Source organism: Phenylobacterium montanum (assembly GCF_018135625.1).
In the GTDB taxonomy this organism is placed as follows: domain Bacteria; phylum Pseudomonadota; class Alphaproteobacteria; order Caulobacterales; family Caulobacteraceae; genus Poindextera; species Poindextera montana.
The window spans coordinates 2987184-3005795 of the sequence record NZ_CP073078.1 but is presented as its reverse complement, the minus strand read 5'-3'; the positions used below and the strand labels follow the sequence as shown (position 1 = coordinate 3005795).

Genomic DNA, 18612 nt, shown 5'->3' with positions numbered 1-18612 from the left:
GGCCGCCAGCTTTAGATTACATCCCGCCTTGACCGACTGGACGCCCCAACCCGTCGATGACGATCCGCCGCCGCCCGGCCCGCGGCCCGCGGCGCCGCAGCCTCGCAGCTTCGGCGGTCGCGGCGGGCCGCCCAAGCCGAAGCGCAAGATCGCCTGGGGCCTCCTCGGCGTGGTGGCCGTGGCGGTGCTCCTGATCCTCGGCGCCTTCGCCGCAGCCGAGACGTGGGTGGTGCGCGAGCTTCTGCCCGGCATTCCCGAGATCCCCGACCGCTCGGCCCTGATGGCGGTCAATCAGACCCCTGGCATGACCTTCGAGGACGCCAACGGCGCGGTGATCGCCCGCCGCGGCGCCCGCCACGGCCACGCTGTGACCCTGGCCGAACTGCCGCCCTATGTGCCCAGGGCCTTCCTGGCGGTGGAGGACAAGCGCTTCTACAGCCACGGCCCGGTCGACCTGCGCGGGGTGATCCGCGCCGCCTGGATCAACTGGCGGGCGCACCGCACGGTCCAGGGCGGCTCGACCCTGACCCAGCAGTTGGCCAAGACCCTGTTCCTGACGCCGGACCAGACCTTGAAGCGCAAGCTGCAGGAGGCGGTGATCGCCAATCGCCTGGAACAGCTGATGACCAAGGACCAGGTGCTGGAGCTGTACCTGAACCGCATCTTCTTCGGCGACAATTCCTATGGCCTCGACGCCGCCGCCCAGACCTATTTCGGCAAGCCGGCCAGCGCGCTCAGCCTGCAGGAGGCGGCGCTGTTGGCCGCCCTGCCCAAGGCGCCGACACGGCTGGCCCTGACCAACGACATGCCGGCCGCCCTGGCCCGCTCGCACATCGTGCTGGACCACATGCGCGACGAGGGCTGGATCACGGTCGCCCAGGAGCAGGTCGCGCTGAACCGGCCGCCGAGGCTGGCGCCGGAGCAGCCGGGCGAGGGCGACTACGGCTATGTGCTGGACATGGCTGCGGCCCAGGCGGTGCAGATCACCGGCGCCCAGTCGCCAGACCTGATCGTGCGCCTGACCATCGATCCGGCGCTGCAGGGCCAGGCCCAGGCGATCGTCAAGAAGACCCTGGCCGAACAGGGGCCGCACGCCGGGGCCAGCCAGGGCGCCCTGGTGCTGATCGGCCCCGACGGCGCCGTCCGCGCCCTGGTGGGCGGGACCGATCACCACGCCTCGGCCTTCAACCGCGTCACCCAGGCCCAGCGCCAGCCGGGCTCCTCGTTCAAGCCCTTCGTCTACGCCACGGCTCTGGAGCAGGGGCTGAAGCCCACCGACGTGCGCCAGGACGCGCCGGTCCGGTTCGGGACCTGGGCGCCGTCGAACTATGAAGGCGGCTATCGCGGCCCGGTGACCCTGGCCGAGGCCCTGGCCCATTCGATCAACACCGTGGCGGCGCGGGTCACCAGCGAGATCGGCGCCGCCAAGGTCGCCGACCTGGCTCACCGTTTCGGCTTGAAGGACATACCGGCCGATCCCAACCTGTCCCTGGCGCTCGGGACCTACGAGGTGAACCTGCTGGAATTGACAAGCGGCTACCAGGTGTTCCAGCAGGGCGGCCAGCGGACGGAGCCTTTCCTGGTGCAGCAGATTTCCAATACCGGCGGCCAGGTGCTCTACGCCCGCGCCCCCTCGGCGGGCCTCGCCGTCTACGACGTCGCCAACGCCGCCGGCATGGTGCGGATGCTGGAGGGGGTGATCGATCACGGCACCGGCGTGCGCGCCGGTTTCGGGCGCCCCGCGGCGGGCAAGACCGGCACCACCAGCGACTATCGCGACGCCTGGTTCGTCGGCTTCACCCCCGACTGGGTCTGCGGCGTGTGGGTGGGGAACGACGACAATTCGCCCATGAACCACGTCACCGGCGGCCAGCTGCCCGCGGACATCTGGCGGCAGATGATGCTGGCGGCCCATCGCGACCTGCCGGTGCGCGACTTCGACTGGATGCCGCCGCCGGACGCGGGCGAGGCCGGCGCGCAGACGGTCTCGGACGAGCCGCCCTCCGACGCCGAGCCGGCGGACGAGGCCTCGCGCGCCGAGGCGGGGGACCAGCGAAAGAGTTTCTACGGCGATCTGTCCAACGACTTCGACCAGGCCGCGGGGGGCGGCGAGGGGCGTCGGCGCGATGCGCCTCAGGACCAGGCCCCACCCCTGGACCGCACGGCCCCGCGCGAGGAGCAGCACCCATGAATGCCCGCGCGCCGATGATCGCGCTGAAGGGCGTGCGCCTGGCCGACGGCCCGCGGCAGCTGTTCGATGGCGTCGACCTGGCGCTGGAGCCCGGGGTGCGCGCCTGCCTGGTGGGCCGCAACGGAGCGGGCAAATCGACCCTCATGCGCATCCTGGTGGGCCTGGCCGAGCCGGACGCCGGCGACCGGTTCCTGACCCCTTCGGCCCGGGTGGTGTTCCTGGCCCAGGAGCCGAAGATCACCGGCGAGACCCTCTTGGACTGGGCCACCGCCGGCGGGGCCGAGCCGCACCAGGCGGAGGCGGCGTTGGGCGACTTCGACCTCGATCCCCAGCGCGGAACCCAGGGGCTTTCGGGCGGCGAGGCGCGGCGGGCGGCCTTGGCCCGGGCCTTCGCCGAGCAGCCGGACGTGCTCCTGCTGGACGAGCCGACCAACCACCTCGACATCTTCGCCATCCAGACCCTGGAGGCCGAGCTGCGCGCCAGCCGCTGCGCCGCTCTGATCGTCAGCCACGACCGGGCTTTTCTGGAGAGCGTGACCCAGCGCTGCTTCTGGCTTGAGGACCGCAAGCTCTGGCGGCTGGACAAGGGCTTCGCCGCCTTCGACGACTGGTCCGAGAAGATCGCCGCCGACCAGGCCGAGGAGCTGCGGCGCCTGTCCAAGACCATCGAGCGCGAGACCTGGTGGGCCCAGCGCTCGATCACCGCCCGCCGCAGCCGCAACGAGGGCCGCTATCGCGATCTCGCCAACCTGCGCGCGCGGAAGGCCGAGATCCTGAAGGGCCAGGCCGGGACGCTGGCCCTGTCGATCGATTCCGGCCAGACCTCCGGCCAGCGGGTCGCCGAGGCCAAGGGCATCGCCAAGGCGTTTGGCGACAAAACCCTGCTCAAGGGCTTCTCCACCCGCATCCAGCGCGGCGACCGGGTGGCGATCGTCGGCCCCAACGGCGCCGGCAAGACCACGCTGGTCAAGCTCCTGCTGGGCGAGATCCAGCCCGACGCCGGCGAGGTCAAGCTGGGGACCAACCTGCAGATCGCCTATGTCGACCAGTCCCGCGCCCAGCTGAAGGAGGGCGCCAGCCTTTGGGACGCCCTGGCCCCCGACGGCGGCGACCAGATCATGGTCCAGGGCCGGCCCAAGCATGTGGCCGCCTACGCCAAGGAGTTCCTGTTCGACGAGCGCCAGCTGCGCCAGCCGGTCGCCAGCCTCTCGGGCGGCGAGCGCAACCGGCTCTTGCTGGCCAAGGCCCTGGCCCAGCCGGCCAACCTGATGATCCTGGACGAGCCGACCAACGACCTGGACATGGACACGCTCGACCTGCTGGAAGAGGTGCTGGCCGATTTCGACGGCACCCTGATCCTGGTCAGCCACGACCGCGACTTCATCGACCGCCTGGCCACCTCGACCATCGCCCTGAACGGCCACGGCCAGGTCGCCGAGACGCCGGGCGGCTGGAAGGACTTCGTCGCCCAGAACCCCGACTTCTTCGACAAGCCGCACGTGACGGCGCCGCCCAAGCCGGCGGCCCGGGCCCTGGCGCCGGAAAAGCGCAAGTCCAAGCTGTCCTACAAGGACCAGCGGCGGCTGGAGGAGCTGGACGGGTTGATGCCGCGCCTGACCGGCGAGATCGCCGCCATGGAGGAGCGGCTGCACGACGCGACCCTTTATGCCCGCGATCCCAAGGGGTTCGAACGGTTGATGGCGGCCCTCGACGCCGTCCGCGCGACGCTCGCCGCCGCCGAGGAGGAGTGGCTGGAACTGGAGGAGAAGAAGGAGGCGCTGGCCGCCGGCTGAGATTCTTCTCAGGGACAGAAGGGCTGGGCCGCTTGCGAAATCCGCTTCGCCGCTTAGGTTGAGCTCCGGACCGGCGGGAAGGGGTGTTACTTGAAAAGCTTGCAATTGGCGGCGGCCGCGGTCGCTGCGTTGGTGCTGTCGGCCTGTTCGCCGGCCAAGGCGCCCGACCAGGCGGCGTCGGGCGGCCTGACCCCCATCAAGTTCGCCACCGACTGGCGCGCCGAGGCCGAGCATGGCGGCTTTTACGAGGCCCTGGCCACCGGCGAGTACAAGAAGCGCGGCCTGGACGTGACCATCATCCAGGGCGGGCCGGCGGTGAACGTGCCTCAGCTCTTGGCTACGGGCGCCATCGACATGGGCGTCGGCTCCAACAGCTTCATCGTCATGAACATGGCCAACCAGCACGTGCCGGTGAAGGCGGTGATGGCGGCGATGCAGAGCGATCCCCAGGTGCTGATCGCCCATTCCGGTCAGGGCATCCACAGCATCGCCGACATGAAGGGCCGGCCGATCATGCTGGCGGACGCTTCGATCACCGCCTTCTGGATCTGGCTGAAGGCCAAGTACCATTTCACCGACGACCAGGTGCGCAAGTACACCTTCTCCGACGCCCCATTCCTGGCCGACAGGAAGGCGATCCAGGAGGGCTATCTGACCAGCGAGCCCTATACGATCGAGAAGGCCGGCCATGAAAAGCCCGCCGTGTTCCTGCTGGCCGACGAGGGCTATCCCGGCTATGCGGCCATGGTCCTGGTCAATGACAGCCTGATCACGGCCAAGCCCCAGGTGGTGAAGGCCTTTGTCGACGCCACCGCGGCGGGCTGGAAGGCCTATCTCTATGGCGATCCCAAGCCGGCCGACGCCCTGATCCTGAAGGACAATCCGGAAATGACCCAGGACGTGCTGGACCAGGCCCGGGCCAAGATGCGCGAGAAGGGGATCGTGCTGTCGGGCGACGCGGCGGCGCAAGGCGTGGGCGCCATGACCGACGCCCGCTGGAAGGCCTTCTTCGACGTGGCCGCCAGCCAGGGCGTCTATCCCAAGTCCATGGACTACAAGAGCGCCTACACGCTCCAGTTCCTGCCCACAGGCGCGAAATAGGGGTGCCCGAAGCTCCCATAGCCGCGCTTCGCGCCGTCGAGGTCGACTATGCCCGCGGCCCGGCGCTGGGGCCGTTCGACCTGGAGCTGGCGCCGGGCGAGATCGTGGCCCTGGTCGGCCCGTCAGGCTGCGGCAAGTCCACCGCCCTGCGGCTTCTGGCCGGGCTGGAAGCCCCGACCCGCGGGGAGGCGGTGCGCGCCTCGGGCCGCGGCGAGACGGCGGTGGTGTTCCAGGCCCCGACCCTGATGCCCTGGGCCAGCGCCCTTTCCAACGTCGCCCTGCCCCTGACCCTGGCCGGCGAGGGCAAGGCCGAGGCCCGGTCCCGCGCCGCCGAGGCCCTGGCGCGGGTGGGGCTGAAGGGCGCGGAAGCAGCCAAGCCGGCGCAGCTCTCCGGCGGCATGGCCATGCGGGTCTCGCTCGCCCGGGCGCTGGTGACCAGCCCGCGGCTCCTGCTGCTCGACGAGCCCTTCGCGGCCCTGGACGAGATCACCCGCCGCGCCCTGGCCGAGGATGTGCACCGGCTGTGGGACGCGACCCGGCCGGCGATCGTCTTCGTCACCCACAATGTCGAGGAGGCGGTGTTCATGGCCTCGCGCATCATCGTCATGACCTCCGGCCCCGGCCGCTCGGCCGGCGAGCGGCGGATCGAGGCGTCGCTGCCCAGGCCCGATCACTTCCGCACCGCGCCCGCCTTCCGCGAGGCGGCGGAGGAGGTTTCGGGCTTGCTGCATCAGGCGATGGCCCGATCATGAGGCGCGCGCTCGACATCCTGGCGCCTCTGGCGCTGATCGCGGTGCTGCTTGGCGTCTGGGAGATCGCCTGCCGCAGCCTCGGCGTTCCCAGCTATCGGCTGCCGCCGCCGTCCGAGATCGGTTCGGCCACGGCCCAGAACCTGCCGCTGCTGCTGTCGGCCGCCTGGAACACCCTGGCCATGGCCCTGACGGCCCTGGCCTTCGCCAGCCTGATCGCCTGCGGCCTCGCCCTCGTGGTCGCGCTCAATCCGCTGATCGAGCGGGCGGTGCAGCCCCTGGCCACCACCCTGCAGGTGACGCCGATCGTGGCCATCGCGCCCCTGGTGGTGATCTGGGCCGGCCTCGAACACCCCGAGCGGGCGGTAGTCACCCTGGCCTTGATCGTCGCCTTCTTCCCGATCTTCTCCGGCGCCGTCACCGGGCTGAAGGCCGTCGATCCCGACCTGGAACGGTTGTTCGACCTCTATGGCGCGAGCCGCTTGCAGAAGCTCGTGCGCCTGCGCCTGCCCTCGGCCGTGCCCTTCCTCCTGGAGGGACACAAGGTCGCAGCCGGCCTAGCCCTGGTCGGCGCAGTGGTGGCCGAGTTCGTGGCCGGCACCGGGGGCGCTCAGGGCCTGGCCTGGCGGATTCTGGAGGCCGAACACCGGCTGGAGACGGCCAAGATGTTCGGCGCCCTGCTCGTGCTGGCTCTGATGGGGGTCGTGCTCTACGCCGCCCTGCAGTCCGCGGAGCGCGTGATCTTGCGCCAATGGCGCGGACGTTAGGCCAAGGTTAAGCCGCGACCGGTAGAGGGTTAGGAACCCGGTATCCCTGGACCCCGCATGCCCGTTCGCCCCGTCATCGCCCTGCTCGTCGCGCCCGTTCTGGCGCTGAGCGCGGCTGGCGGAGCGCTGGCCGGCCAGGACCGCTACGGCCCCTCGATGCGCCCCGAATCTGGCGCCGACCAGGCGCCGGCGCCGACCACTTATCTGACCTGGCCTGGCAAGGCGCCCGTCGCGGCGCGCCCCGCGGCCGAGCCTCGCCCCCTGCCGTCCAGCATCTACGCGCCGCCGCCCGCGCTCGGCCTGCGCCCCGCTGAAAGCCCGTCGGCTTACGCGCCGCAAAAGCCGGCGCCGGTGCGGACCGCCTCGGCGGCGCTCCATCCGAGGCCTGCGCCCGTCGCCAAGCCTGCGCCGCCCCCCGCCCAGCCGGCGGCGCCTGTGCAGCCCACGCCGGCGGCGGTCGCCGCAAACAGTGCGATGCCGGCGCATTTCTACTCCGTGCAGCGCGAGTTCGGCCTCAAGCCGGACCCGATCCCGCTGCCCAACCAGTTCTTCGCCGACGGCTCGAGCAACGACCTGGCTGGGCCGCCGCCTCCGCCGCCGCCCCACCTGATCCCGGGGCAAAGCGCCTCTTCCGCCGCCAATGTCCAACGCGCCCAGATGGCCGCCGATATGGCCGAGGGCGACGCGCCGCCGAGCAATTGACCATGAACGCGCGCTCGAAACTGCACGATCTGATCGAACTGGCGCAGGAGCCGTCCAGCGAACGGCGCCGCGAGCTGCTGCGCGAGGTCACCGACATGTTCTTCGTCGGCGCCGACCCGGCCCAGCCCAGCCAGATGGCCCTGTTCGACCAGGTGATGACCCAGCTCACCGGCGAGATGGAGGCCGAGGTCCGCGCCGAACTGGCCGGCCGCATGGCCGACCACGAGCACGCCCCCCGCGGCCTGATGCGCACCCTGGCGCAGGACGAGATCGCCGTGGCCGAGCCGGTGCTGGCCCGCTCGTCAGTGCTGACCGATTCCGACCTGATCCTGGTGGCCAAGACCCAGGGCCAGGGGCACCTGACCGCCCTGTCGCGCCGCAGCCACGTGCCCGAGGCGGTATCCGACGTGATCGTCGAGCGCGGCGACGACCGCACCCTGGACGCCCTGCTGCGCAACGAGGGCGCGGTGCTGTCACGCTCGGCCCACGAGACCGCGGTCGACCGGGCCAGCGCCAATCCCGGGCTGCACGAGGCGGTGGTTCAGCGCCAGGCCCTGCCGGCGGACCTGCTCAACGAGATGTATTTCGTGGTCGAGGCCAAGCTGCGCGACGAGATCATGCGCCGCAACGCCGAGATGGACCCGGCCGAGCTGAACGCCGCCCTGGAGGCCGGCCGCAAGAACGTCGCCACCCGCGACGGCGCCCTGCCGCCGGACTTCGCTGCGGCCGAGAAGTCGGTCAAGGCCATGATCGCCGGCGGCGGCATCGCGCCCCAGACCCTGGCGGCCTTCCTGCGCAACGGCGAGACCACCAAGTTCCTGGTGGCCCTGGCCGAGCAGGCGGATATCGACTTCCACACCGCCCGGCGCATCCTGGACCGGCGGGAGCTGGACGCCCTGGCCATCGTCTGCAAGGCGGCCAATTTCGACCGCCCTCTGTTCCTGACCTTCGCCGTCCTGGTGCTCGGCCCCGAGGCCGACGCCATGGGCCGGGCGCGCGAATACGGCCAGCTCTATACCGACCTGCCGCGCGAGGCCGCCAACCGGACCTTGCGGTTCTGGCGCATGCGCCGCAACAGCGGCGACCTGGCGGCCTGAAACCGATCAGTGCTGCGTCTGCAGCTGCTCCAGCCGGCGTTGGGTGGTGTCGGCCAGGCTTCTCAGGCCATGCTCGCCGAACACGTCCAGGGCCGCAGTCAGGGCCAGGGCGCTGGCGGCGCGTTCGCCACGGTCGCGGCCGGTGACCCCGACCCGGGCCTGGTAGAGCCGGGCGAAGTTCAGTTGCCGCACCGCCCAGCCCACCGGATCGCGCACGGCGTTCGATGAGGCCAGCTCATGGCGCAGCGCCGCCTCGGCCTCGTCCAGGCCCTGGACGTCGCAGGCGATCTCGGCCCGCCGCGCCAGGCAAACCGCCCGATGATAGACGGCGTTGGCCCGCTCCAGCAGGGAAGACTGATCGCCCAGCACCATCAGGGCGCGGTCGTAGCAGCCGACGGCCTGATCGAAGGCGCGGTCGCTGTCGGCCGCCTCGCCCAGGATCTCCAGAGCCGTGGCCAGGGTCTGCTGGCCGTGCGCCCAGTCCAGCGGGCTGTGGTCCGAGGAGATGTGGTCCAGCGCCTCGGCCAGGTCGGCGATGGCGGCGGCGATCTCGGTGATGTCGCCCTCCATCTCGGCCAGGCCCGCGCGGGCGCCGCCGCGCAGCATGGCCGCGCGCGCCCAGCTCAGCGGCTCGTAAGCCGGGTCCAGGGTGTCGAGGTCGTAGTTCAGCCCGGCCAGGGCTTGGCGCAACAGGCTTGGCTCCTTCAGCCGCAGGCCGGCGGCGGCCAGGAGGTCGGCGCGGCAGCGGCGGGCCTCGGCCAGGGCCAGGCGGGTCTCGGCATGGCGGCGGCCATGGGCGCGCAGGGCGCTGAGCGGACCCTCGAAGCGATAGGCCAGGCCCAGCACGGCCTCGGCGTCGCCGGCCCCCATCAAGCCGCGGGCCTCGATCACCAGCCGGCCCAGGTCGGCCAGGGCCGCGCCCATGCCGCCGCCTGCGGCGATGCGGGCCTCGGTGAAGGCGAAGTCGGCGGCGGCGTTCAGTCCGTCGTCGCCGAACAGCTCGGCGCCGATCAGAGCGCAGCGGCCCTGTTCGCAGCGCGCCAGGGCCCAATGGCGCGGCCGCTCCATCTGGCCGAAGCTTTCGGCGGCCTTCTCTGCCAGGGAGGCGGCCTTGCGCAGGGCGGCGGGATCACCAGTGCGGCGCGCCAGCTCGCGCCAGACCCCGGCGGCTTCGAGGGTGCGCAGGGCCGGGTCCTTGGCGCTGATGCGGCCCGCGGCGACCACCGCCGAACGGGCCTCGGCCCGCAGCATGGTCAGGTCCAGAAGCTCCAGCAGAGATCCGTCGCCGCCGGTCATGCCATCGACGGGGCCGTCGGACCGGAAGAGGCGCTTCAACTCGCGGCCGAACTCAAACATGGATGACGCCCCTCGAGGGAAAACGTGCCACCCCGGAACAGATCACCCGGGTTCGGTCATCCATGAGCAAACCCGGAGCCGCCGTACTTAACAAGTGGTTAACGCCCAAAATGACGCGCCCGGCGCCGATTTGCTGTGAATCGCGCGGGGATAGGCCGCGGTCAGGCGAACAACGCGGCGCGCTCGGTTTCGTTCAGCGGCCGGAACTGGCCAGGCGCAAGACTTTGCGGCAGGCCGAGCGCGCCGATTCTGTCGCGGTGCAGGGCGACGACATGATTGTCCAACGCGGCGAACATGCGCCGAACCTGATGGTAGCGGCCCTCGGTGATGGTGAGCCAGGCCTCCCTCGGTCCCAGAATCTCCAGCACAGCGGGCCGCAAGGGCGTGGTCTCACCCTCCAGCATCATCGTCCCGCCGGCGAACACGTCGGCCTCATGTCCCCGCAAGGGACGGTCCAGCTGGACCCGGTAGCGCTTCTCGATGTGCGCCTTGGGCGAGATCACCCGGTGCAGGAAGCCGCCGTCGTCGGTCAGCAGCAGAAGGCCCGAGGTGTCCGCATCCAGCCGGCCGATGGTCGAGATCGCCGGGTTGCGCCGACGCCAGCGCTCCGGCAGCAATTCATAGACGTTGCGCCCGGCCTCCTTGTGCGAGCAGACCACGCCGAGGGGCTTGTGCATGACCAGGGTGAAGGGCGGCGGCGGGTCGAGCGGCCGGCCGGCCACGGTCATCCGCTCCGGCAGGTCCGGCGTGATCGCCAGCCTCTGGCCCCCGTCGCCCAGCGCGGCGCCGTCCAGCACCACCTCACCGGCGTCGATGCGGCTCTGCACCTCGCGCCGCGAGCCATAGCCGAGATTGGCCAGCAACCGGTCGAGGCGCATGGTGGGCGCCTTGCTCACTTTCTGGCCTCGAACAGCTTGTAGCCCGCGCCCTGGCCGAGGGGCGTGACCGCGCTGAAGCACTCGGCCAGCACCGCCTCGTAGGGCATGCCGATATTGGCCACCAGGCGGCAGACCCCGCCGCGCCTGAGGGCTGCGGCGGCGCGGCGGATGAAGGTCTGGCCGAGGCTGCGGTCCTCCGCCCCGGCCATGTGGAAGGGCGGGTTCATGACCACGAAGTCGAGGTCGGCCAGGCCCGGCGGCGGGGTCCTGAGGTCGTGCTGCAGAAAGGTCACGCGCGGATCATCGACGTTGCGCCGGGCCGCGGCGATCGCGCGGGCGTCGATATCGATCAGGGCCAGGCCGGTCACCGCCGGCGAGGCCAAGACCTTCAGCGCCAGCACCCCCACGCCGCAGCCGAAGTCGGCCCCGCGGCCTGACAGGCTCCCGGCATGGCTCAACAGCAGGGCCGTGCCCGGATCGACCCGGTCCCAGCTGAACACCCCGGGCTGCGACCACAGGCCGAGCTGCTTGGCGATCTGCCGCCCGCCCTCGGCGATGGCGGCGTCGAGGCCGGTCGGCGTGGGCGGGCGCCGGACCTGGCAGATGCGGTGATGCCGCTTGGCCGTTTCGATCACCGCACAGCCGAAGCCTTCCAGCTCCTTCTTCAGGCGCGAGCCGCCGCGGTCCTTGGGGGCCAGGGCGACCAATTCGCCGCCGTCCTGCAACGCGCGCAAGGCGTGGGCCAGGACGTAGCGCCGCTCCAGCACGCCGGGCGGCGCGAGGACGACGGCCCGGGTAAGGCTGGCGGTGGCCAGGTCTTCGATGGGGCCTCGGCCGGGGTGCAGCGGCGAGAGCCGCACGGCGTCGGCGCCGTAGTCGGCCAGTTCGAGCGGCGGGTCGCCATAGACGGCCTCCACCTTCACCCCCGCTCCTTGGTGCGCTCGAAACTCAGCTTGGGGAACCGCTCCGAGACATAGCCGATTTCCCAGGCCGACTTGGCCAGGAACACGGCCTGGCCGTCGATGTCCTCGGCCATGGCGGTGCGGTGCTTGGAGCCGAAGTCCTCGATATCGGCGTCGGACCCCGACAGCCAGCGGGCCTCCGCGTAGGGCGCGGCCTCGAAGATCACGTCCAGATCGTATTCGCCCGACAGCCGGTCGGCCATGACCTCGAACTGCAGTTGGCCCACCGCCCCGACGATAAAGTCCGAGCCGATGATCGGGCGGAACAGCTGGGTCACGCCCTCCTCGGCCAGGCCCTCCAGGGCCTTCTTCAGGTGCTTGGCCTTCAAGGGGTCCTTGACCCGCACCCGGCGCAGGATTTCGGGGGCGAAGTTCGGCAGGCCGGCGAAGCGCAGGGCGCCGGTCTCCGACAGGCTGTCGCCGACGCGCAAGACCCCGTGGTTGGGAATGCCGATCACGTCGCCAGCATAGGCCTCCTCGGCCAGCTCGCGGTCCGAGGCGAAGAACATGATCGGCGAATTGACCGACAGCTGGCGGCCGGTGTTCTGCACCTTGAGCTTCATGCCGCGTTTGAACTCGCCCGAGCACAGGCGAAGGAAGGCGATCCGGTCGCGGTGGTTGGGGTCCATGTTGGCCTGGACCTTGAACACGAAGCCGGTGACCTCCGCATCGCCCGGCGCGACATGGGTCTCGTCGCCCGCCCGCGTCGCCTTGACCGCCTTGGGCGGCGGGGCGTAGGCGCCCAGGCCCTCCAGCAGTTGATTGACCCCGAAATGGCGCAGGGCCGAGCCGAAGAAGATCGGCGTCATGTGCCCTTCCAGGAAGGACTGCGGGTCGAAAGGCTTGGCCGCCTCCTGCACCAGCATGGCGCCCTCCTCCAGCTCGCCCAGCTCGTCGGGGTCGAGGTGGGTGGAAATGGCGTTGGACTTCAGCGCCACCGGATCGGGATGGCCCTCTTCGTCGGTGGAGGACTTGCGCGCATAGGGCAGGAACTGCTGGCGGCGCAGGTCCAGGACCCCCTTGAACCGTCCGCCCGAGCCGGCCGGCCAGTAGAGCGGCGCGGGGTCCAAGGCCAGCTTGGAGGCGATCTCGTCGATCAGCTCGAACGGGTCCAGGGCCTCGCGGTCCATCTTGTTGATGAAGGTGATGATCGGGATGTCGCGCAGGCGGCAGACCTCGAACAGCTTCAGGGTCTGGGGCTCGATGCCCTTGGCCGCGTCCAGCACCATCACCGCCGCGTCGGCCGCGGTCAGGGTGCGGTAGGTGTCTTCGGAAAAGTCCTCGTGGCCCGGCGTGTCCAGGAGATTGAACATCAGCCCGGCGTGGTCGAAGGTCATGACGCTGGCCGAGACCGAGATGCCGCGCTCGCGCTCGATCTTCATCCAGTCCGACCGCGTGCGCCGCTGCTCGCCGCGCGCCCGCACGGCGCCGGCGGCCCGGATCGCCCCGCCGGTCAGGAGCAGGTTTTCGGTCAAGGTGGTCTTGCCCGCGTCCGGGTGCGAGATGATGGCGAAGGTGCGCCGGCGCGCAGCCTCGGCGGCGGGGGTGTGGATGCTCATGGGGCGCCGCGATAGCGGTTGCGGCCGCGTCTGTCACCTGGGCGTTTCTGGAGGGCCGCGATCTCGGGCGCGGGTTTGATTGTTGAGACCGCTTGAGCGGGATCAAGGCGCCGGAACGCGACGCCGCCCATGGTCGACGCCATCGCACGGGAGGCGCCCGATGGATCAGGCTATGACCCAGAAGATCGTTTCGCTGCTCGACGAGCACCGGACCATGAGGATCGCCACGCTGAGGCCGGACGGCTGGCCGCAGACCACCAGCGTGGGCTACGCCAACGATGGCCTCACCCTCTATTTCCTCTGCGCCAAGGACAGCCAGAAGGCGGCCAACCTGGCGCACGACGACCGGGTGTCCCTGGCCATAGACGACGATCCCGCCCAGGTGATGCGGATCAAGGGCGTGTCGATGGCGGCGCATGCCCGCCGGGTGACGGACGAGGCCGAAGGGGCCAAGGCCATCGCCCTGCTGTTTGCGCGCTATCCGGCGCAGGAGGGGGTGACCTTCGCCCTGCCGTCACCGGCCGACGTGGCGATCTTCCGGGTGACCCCGACGGTGGTCTCCATGCTCGACTACGCCCTGGGCTTCGCGCACACGGATCTCGTCGCCTGCGAGCCGCCGGCAGCGGCGGCTTGACCCGCCGCATCCTTGGCGGGGCCTGCGCCTATTTCGCAGTGGTGTTCGCCGCCGGGTTCCTGCTGGGAACGATCCGCACGCTCTTGGTCGCGCCGGTCTTCGGCGAATTGGCCGCCGTGCTCGTCGAGGCGCCGATCATGCTGATACTGTCCTGGCGGGCGTGCGGCTGGACGCTGCGGGCCTGGGATGTCGAGGGTCGCCGGGCCGGCCTCGCCATGGGAGCGGTTGCTTTCGTCCTGCTGATGGCGGCCGAACTGGTCCTGTCCGTCCTTGTCTTCGGCCGCTCGCCGGCCGAGCACTTAAGCGCCTATGCGGCGCCGGCGGGGGCCTTGGGGCTGACGGCCCAGATACTGTTCGGCTTTTTCCCGTTGCTGAGGTCCGGTGGAGGGCGCCGCGCCTTCAGCTCTGGTCCGTCAGCAGCTTCTTCTCCGCCTTGGTCTGGCTTTCGCTAGCGGCGCGGTCGACGCCGGCGGCGGTGATGGCGAAGGTGCCGTTCTCGGTCCTGGAGATCCAGCCCTTTTCCTTCATGTACCAGAGATTGAACTCCAGATGCTCGATGGGGCAACCCAGGATCTGGCCCAGTTCGCCGTCGCCCATGCCCGGATCTTTGCTGTCCTTGCGGCGCTTGGCGTAGAACAGCGACAAGAGCTGGGCCTGAATGTCGATGTCGCGGACGACGCCGTCTCCGCTGCTGGCCTCTTCGGCGAGCTCGAAGCGAAAATTCGAGTGGTTCCTGTATTCCAGATCGTATTGGACGCGGCGCTCCGGGTCCCTGAGCGTCTTGTGCGCCTCCAGGATCAGGTCGAAGCGGTCGCGGTCCGCGGTGGCCTGGTTGTCGGGGTGATAGCGGCGAGCCAGATAGCGGAACATCCGCTCGACAGTTTCCGAATTCGCGTTCGGGCTGATCTCCAATATTTCATAATAGTCAATAAAGTCGGAATCTTCCATTTCTTTACAATATCCAACCCTAATTCGGATTTCCGCGGAGAATCAATCTGGTCCTGGTCGGCGAAAAGCGCAACTGATTGCAACTGGCCGCTGTGCTGATCGAAGCAGGTCTTCGGGGCCTCCCGGCCTTTTCTACTCGACCGCCTCCACCAGGAAGTGCCGCCCGAGGGTGTCCTCGATCTCGACCACCCACAGGTCGGGGTCTATGCGGCGCGCGCGCTCGATGTAGCCGTCCAGTTCGTCCTCTTCGCGCTCGGGCAGCGGCTGCATCCAGACCCGCTCGCCGTCGCCGCGGGTGGCCTCGGCATAGAGCCGGGCCGAGCCGTCGCGCAGGTTGACGGCCTTGACCAGCACGGCGCCGGCGCGATTGTCGCCCTTCTTCGCCACCACGGCGAAGGCGCCGCCCTGCTCGGCGCGGCGGATCAGGGCGCCGACCCAGATGTCGGTCGAAAGCAGCACGAAATCGGCCTCTCGCTAACGGGGTTGAAAGGGGCGACAGCCTAGTCTCGCTGCGCTGAAGGTCTAGAAGAGATCGCCCTCGCCATGTCTTGCCGCCGCGCCGCAGCGCCGTGGCGGCCGATGCGCCGCCGCCTGATCGCCGCTGCAGCGGCCGCCGTCGCCGTCATGGCCGCGGGCGCGGCCTGCGCCTCGCCCACAGACCTCTATTTCGAGCGCAATGTGATGAGCGCCGCCGGCCAGCGCTGCGGCCTGTTCTCGCCCGAGCTGGCGGCGGCCCTGGATTCGGCTGCGGCCCAGGCGCGGGGCGCGGCCCTGCGCGCCGGAGCCAGCGAACAGAGCCTGGCCGTCCTGCGTCAGCGCGCTGTCGCCCGCGCAGCCGGCGTCGCCTGTGGCTCCAAGGACATGAACGCCGCCGCCGCCCGGGTGCGGGCCGCGTTCGACGGCTATGCCCATCTGCAGAAGATGAATTTTCCGGGCGACCTGTCGGACTGGACCGCCCAGCGCAGCCAGGCCCAGCGGACCATGGTCTGGCGCCTTGCCCAGACCAGCCGCTTCGGCGCCGATTCGATGAGCTTTGGCCTGGCCGGGCAGGGGGGCGCCAGCGCCCTCGTCGCCGCCGTCAGTTTCGCCGACGGGGCCCAGCCCTACGCCGCGCGCCTGGTGCTGCGCGACGTGACCCGCGCCAGCCAGCCGTGCCTGGGCCAGGCGGGGCAGGGGCTTGTCGCCCGCATGCCGCTTGCGGGCGCCCGCACCGCCTATCTGGCCGAGGCGCGCGATGCGGCGCCTTCGAGCCTGTTGCCGTATGGCGCGCGCACGGGCCTCGTGTTCCGTTTCCCGCACGCCGCGGCCGACGCCCTGGCAGGGCTCGACCCGCGCGAGGCGGTGGCGGTGGAGTTCGTGTTCCAGGGCCGGGTGGGCGATATGGTGCGCACCGCCTATGTGGAGGTCGGGGATTTCGCGGCCGGCCGCGCCTTCCTGGCCGCCGCTCAGCGCTGAGGCTTGAAGGGGATCACCTGGGCGCCGCCCGGGTCGCTGTCCTCGGCCCCGAAGATCGGCGCCCCGGCGCCCGCCAGCTCCGCCGCGGCGGCCGCCGGATCCACGCCAGCCCGGGTCAGCACCGGCATGCGCACGGTCACCGCGGTGCCTTCGCCCAGCTGGCTCTCGATCGACATCTCGCCGCCGTGCAGCTCGGCGAAGGCGCGCACCAGCGATAGGCCCAGGCCCGTGCCCTTGGCCTGCTGGCCGGCGTCGCCCGCCTGCTCGAAGGGCCGGCCCAGCCGCTCCAGGTCGGCGCGGGCGATGCCGACGCCGGTGTCGGTCACAGTCAGCTCCAGGGCGCCCGCCAGCCGGCTCAGGGTCACGGTGACCAGGCCGCCGCGCGGGGTGAACTTCAGGGCGTTGGAGATCAGGTTCAGGCCGATCTGCTTGATCGCCCGCCGGTCGGCGTCGACCTCGATGGCGTCGGACGGCAGCACGCCGCGCAGCTTGACCCCGACATCGTCGGCCTGCACCCGCATCAGCCTCAGGGCCGCGGCCACCGGCTCGCGCGCGTCCAGCCGCTCGATGTGCAGCTCGTAGCGGGCGGCCTCGATCTTGGACATGTCCAGGACGTCGTTGATCAGGTCCAAAAGGTGCGAGCCGGCGTCGTGGATCAGATCGGCGTATTCCACGTACTTGCCGGGCAGGGCGCCGAACAGGCGCGCGCGCATGATGTCGGAAAAGCCCATGATCGCGTTGAGCGGCGTTCTCAGTTCGTGGCTCATATTGGCCAGGAAGCGCGATTTGCCGATGTTCAGCGACTCTGCGTCCTGCCGGGCCCGTTCCAGGCCGGCCAGGTGCTCGCGCTGGGCGGTGACATCGCGCAGCACCGCCACAACGCCCGAGCCGGCCAGCTCGCGCGCCTCCAGGCTCAGCCACACGCGCTCGGCGCCGGCCATCGGGAAGGTGATCTCGCCGCCGCGGCGATCCGCGGCCTCGGACAGCACGAACAGCACGTCCGGCCAATGGGCCGGATCGACCAGGGAGGCCAGGCCCTCGCGGCGCAGCTGGCCGAGCGAGATGGCGGCGGGCGCCTCGCCATAGGCGGCGCTGACCTTGCCGGCGGTGTTCAGCCACAGCACCAGCTGCGGCTGGCTGGAGAGGATCGCTTCCAGGGCGTGGCGGCCGATGATCTCGGACTCCAGGCCGCGGGCGCTGCGGCGCCGATCCAGCATGATGCCGCCGCCCAGGCCGAACAGTACGCTGGCCAGGCCGAACAGGCCCAGGCTGAAGCCGATCGACAGGGGCGGCGTCGGCGCGGCCAGGCCCATGACCTGCACCAGGGCGTTCAAGGCCAGGGTCAGGACGCTGAGCGCTGCGCCCTGGGCGACGCGGCGCGGGCCGCCGAGGGCGATGGCCGCGGCGAGGGGCATCAGGCCCCAGACCCCCAGCGGCCCGGTCAGGCCGCCCGAAAGGCCGGCGGCGGAACAGGCTCCCATCGCCCACAGGATCAGCAGGGGAAAGCGCGCCGGCCGCTCGGTCAGGCGCATCAGCATCAGCGCGCCCAGGGCTGGCAGGCTGCCGGCGACAAGGGCCAGGACCAGGTTCCCCGGCGCCCGCGCGGCGACCAGCAGCACGATCGACTCCGCCGCGGCCGCGCCGGTCCAGCCGGCGTGCCACCACAGGATGTCGCGCAGCTCCGCCGCGCCCAGCTGTCCTGGGATTCGGGGCCTGGTCTCGCCCGTCATGGTCTCGCCAGTCATGGCAGCGGCCTGGACATGATCACCTCATGGCCAAGGTAGCCCCTGGCCTTCGGTCTTGCGAGCCCGCTCGCGCCGCGAGCGACGATCAGGCGGGCGCCGCATGGGGATATTGGCCGAAATTTGTGAATTAACAGTGTATTAATACCAAGGCTCCCCGTTGTCGCACCCCAAAAGCCCGCAGGCGCATTGCTCCCGGCCGCAATGGCCCCTAAATCCGCGCCGATGGACACCATTTCACAGGAACTCGACGATCTGGCCGGCGAGTTCGACATGCTGGGCTCGGCCGACGACCCGCGGGACTGGGAAGAGCGGTACCGCTATGTGATCGAGCTCGGGCGCACGCTGGACCCCCTGGCCGAGGCGGAACGCACCGACGCCAACAAGGTTCGCGGCTGCGCGAGCCAGGTCTGGCTGGTCACGGCGCGCGAGCCGGACGGGCGGCTGTCGTTCCGCGGCGATTCCGACGCCCACATCGTCAGCGGCCTGATCGCCATCCTGCTGCGGCTCTATTCAGGGCGCGCCCCGGCCGAGATCCTCGGCTTCGACGCCAAGGCGGCCTTCCAGCGCCTGGGCCTGGCCGGCGCCCTCTCGCAGCAGCGGTCGAACGGCCTGTTCTCGATGGTCGAGCGCATCCGGCGGGACGCCCAGGCGGCGCAAGCGGCGGCCTGAACCTAG

18 protein-coding genes are annotated in these 18612 nt (G+C 70.7%); 11 read left to right on the top strand and 7 right to left on the bottom strand.

Annotation, left to right across the window (positions count from 1 at the left end; all coding sequences use genetic code 11):
* Window positions 1-28: 28 nt before the first annotated feature.
* From pbpC to KCG34_RS13395, 7 genes are all read left to right on the top strand, one after another.
* A complete protein-coding gene (pbpC, locus tag KCG34_RS13425; protein WP_211936155.1) occupies window positions 29-2191 on the top strand; it encodes a multimodular transpeptidase-transglycosylase PbpC in 2163 nt (720 codons plus the stop codon).
* Window positions 2188-3984, top strand: a complete 1797-nt coding sequence (locus tag KCG34_RS13420) for an ABC-F family ATP-binding cassette domain-containing protein (protein ID WP_211936154.1) — start codon at window positions 2188-2190, stop codon at window positions 3982-3984. Before pbpC ends, KCG34_RS13420 begins: the two co-directional genes overlap by 4 nt.
* A gap of 90 nt (window positions 3985-4074) precedes the next feature.
* Window positions 4075-5085 carry an ABC transporter substrate-binding protein gene (locus KCG34_RS13415; protein WP_211936153.1) on the top strand — a complete coding sequence of 337 codons (1011 nt, stop codon included), beginning with the start codon at window positions 4075-4077 and terminating at the stop codon, window positions 5083-5085.
* Between the two features lie 2 nt (window positions 5086-5087).
* Window positions 5088-5837: an ABC transporter ATP-binding protein gene (locus KCG34_RS13410; RefSeq protein ID WP_211936152.1), complete on the top strand. Its 750-nt coding sequence runs from the start codon at window positions 5088-5090 to the stop codon at window positions 5835-5837.
* The gene (locus KCG34_RS13405) at window positions 5834-6601 is read left to right on the top strand and encodes an ABC transporter permease (protein ID WP_211936151.1); all 768 of its coding nucleotides are present in this window, start codon (window positions 5834-5836) and stop codon (window positions 6599-6601) included. The genes KCG34_RS13410 and KCG34_RS13405 overlap by 4 nt, the downstream gene beginning before the upstream one ends.
* Before the next feature lie 57 nt (window positions 6602-6658).
* Window positions 6659-7303 carry a hypothetical protein gene (locus KCG34_RS13400; protein WP_211936150.1) on the top strand — a complete coding sequence of 215 codons (645 nt, stop codon included), beginning with the start codon at window positions 6659-6661 and terminating at the stop codon, window positions 7301-7303.
* A 2-nt stretch (window positions 7304-7305) separates the two neighbouring features.
* Entirely contained in the window at window positions 7306-8400 is a 1095-nt protein-coding gene (locus KCG34_RS13395; RefSeq protein WP_211936149.1) for a DUF2336 domain-containing protein, read from the top strand.
* Between the two features lie 6 nt (window positions 8401-8406).
* Here the strand turns inward: KCG34_RS13395 and KCG34_RS13390 are convergent, their stop codons facing one another.
* The 4 genes from KCG34_RS13390 to KCG34_RS13375 form a co-directional block, all read right to left on the bottom strand.
* Window positions 8407-9756: a hypothetical protein gene (locus KCG34_RS13390; RefSeq protein WP_211936148.1), complete on the bottom strand. Its 1350-nt coding sequence runs from the start codon at window positions 9754-9756 to the stop codon at window positions 8407-8409.
* A 161-nt stretch (window positions 9757-9917) separates the two neighbouring features.
* Window positions 9918-10652: a pseudouridine synthase gene (locus tag KCG34_RS13385; RefSeq protein WP_211936147.1), complete on the bottom strand. Its 735-nt coding sequence runs from the start codon at window positions 10650-10652 to the stop codon at window positions 9918-9920.
* A complete protein-coding gene (locus tag KCG34_RS13380; RefSeq protein WP_211936146.1) occupies window positions 10649-11557 on the bottom strand; it encodes a class I SAM-dependent methyltransferase in 909 nt (302 codons plus the stop codon). The genes KCG34_RS13385 and KCG34_RS13380 overlap by 4 nt, the downstream gene beginning before the upstream one ends.
* Complete coding sequence (locus tag KCG34_RS13375; RefSeq protein WP_211936145.1) at window positions 11554-13155, bottom strand: peptide chain release factor 3; 1602 nt, start codon at window positions 13153-13155, stop codon at window positions 11554-11556. Before KCG34_RS13375 ends, KCG34_RS13380 begins: the two co-directional genes overlap by 4 nt.
* Before the next feature lie 172 nt (window positions 13156-13327).
* Between KCG34_RS13375 and KCG34_RS13370 the strand changes: the two genes are divergently transcribed.
* Both KCG34_RS13370 and KCG34_RS13365 read left to right on the top strand, forming a co-directional pair.
* A complete protein-coding gene (locus KCG34_RS13370) occupies window positions 13328-13789 on the top strand; it encodes a pyridoxamine 5'-phosphate oxidase family protein (RefSeq protein ID WP_211936144.1) in 462 nt (153 codons plus the stop codon).
* Window positions 13786-14241 (top strand): hypothetical protein, encoded by a 456-nt coding sequence (locus KCG34_RS13365; RefSeq protein WP_211936143.1) that lies wholly within the window; start codon window positions 13786-13788, stop codon window positions 14239-14241. The genes KCG34_RS13370 and KCG34_RS13365 overlap by 4 nt, the downstream gene beginning before the upstream one ends.
* Here the strand turns inward: KCG34_RS13365 and KCG34_RS13360 are convergent.
* Complete coding sequence (locus KCG34_RS13360) at window positions 14189-14659, bottom strand: DnaJ domain-containing protein (RefSeq protein ID WP_249138023.1); 471 nt, start codon at window positions 14657-14659, stop codon at window positions 14189-14191. The genes KCG34_RS13365 and KCG34_RS13360 overlap by 53 nt on opposite strands.
* 210 nt (window positions 14660-14869) lie before the next feature.
* Window positions 14870-15196 (bottom strand): DUF1491 family protein, encoded by a 327-nt coding sequence (locus tag KCG34_RS13355; RefSeq protein ID WP_211936141.1) that lies wholly within the window; start codon window positions 15194-15196, stop codon window positions 14870-14872.
* A gap of 84 nt (window positions 15197-15280) precedes the next feature.
* On the opposite strand from KCG34_RS13355, the gene KCG34_RS13350 reads away from it, so the two are divergent.
* Window positions 15281-16192, top strand: coding sequence for a hypothetical protein (locus KCG34_RS13350; protein WP_249138022.1), 912 nt, complete (start codon window positions 15281-15283; stop codon window positions 16190-16192).
* Here KCG34_RS13350 and KCG34_RS13345 read toward each other — a convergent pair.
* A complete protein-coding gene (locus tag KCG34_RS13345; RefSeq protein WP_211936140.1) occupies window positions 16183-17937 on the bottom strand; it encodes a sensor histidine kinase in 1755 nt (584 codons plus the stop codon). The two genes, KCG34_RS13350 and KCG34_RS13345, sit on opposite strands and share 10 nt — an antisense overlap.
* 201 nt (window positions 17938-18138) lie before the next feature.
* On the opposite strand from KCG34_RS13345, the gene KCG34_RS13340 reads away from it, so the two are divergent.
* Window positions 18139-18606 (top strand): SufE family protein, encoded by a 468-nt coding sequence (locus KCG34_RS13340; protein ID WP_211936139.1) that lies wholly within the window; start codon window positions 18139-18141, stop codon window positions 18604-18606.
* Window positions 18607-18612 lie beyond the last annotated feature (6 nt).

Bases quoted from the DNA above. Each gene is read 5' to 3' on its own strand.
- KCG34_RS13420 (WP_211936154.1), top strand. From the start codon at position 2,188: ATGAATGCCCGCGCGCCGATGATCGCGCTGAAGGGCGTGCGCCTGGCC.
- KCG34_RS13405 (WP_211936151.1), top strand. From the start codon at position 5,834: ATGAGGCGCGCGCTCGACATCCTGGCGCCTCTGGCGCTGATCGCGGTG.
- KCG34_RS13400 (WP_211936150.1), top strand. From the start codon at position 6,659: ATGCCCGTTCGCCCCGTCATCGCCCTGCTCGTCGCGCCCGTTCTGGCG.
- KCG34_RS13395 (WP_211936149.1), top strand. From the start codon at position 7,306: ATGAACGCGCGCTCGAAACTGCACGATCTGATCGAACTGGCGCAGGAG.
- KCG34_RS13390 (WP_211936148.1), bottom strand. From the start codon at position 9,756: ATGTTTGAGTTCGGCCGCGAGTTGAAGCGCCTCTTCCGGTCCGACGGC.
- KCG34_RS13375 (WP_211936145.1), bottom strand. From the start codon at position 13,155: ATGAGCATCCACACCCCCGCCGCCGAGGCTGCGCGCCGGCGCACCTTC.
- KCG34_RS13370 (WP_211936144.1), top strand. From the start codon at position 13,328: ATGACCCAGAAGATCGTTTCGCTGCTCGACGAGCACCGGACCATGAGG.
- KCG34_RS13360 (WP_249138023.1), bottom strand. From the start codon at position 14,659: ATGTTCCGCTATCTGGCTCGCCGCTATCACCCCGACAACCAGGCCACC.
- KCG34_RS13350 (WP_249138022.1), top strand. From the start codon at position 15,281: ATGTCTTGCCGCCGCGCCGCAGCGCCGTGGCGGCCGATGCGCCGCCGC.
- KCG34_RS13345 (WP_211936140.1), bottom strand. From the start codon at position 17,937: ATGACTGGCGAGACCATGACGGGCGAGACCAGGCCCCGAATCCCAGGA.
- KCG34_RS13340 (WP_211936139.1), top strand. From the start codon at position 18,139: ATGGCCCCTAAATCCGCGCCGATGGACACCATTTCACAGGAACTCGAC.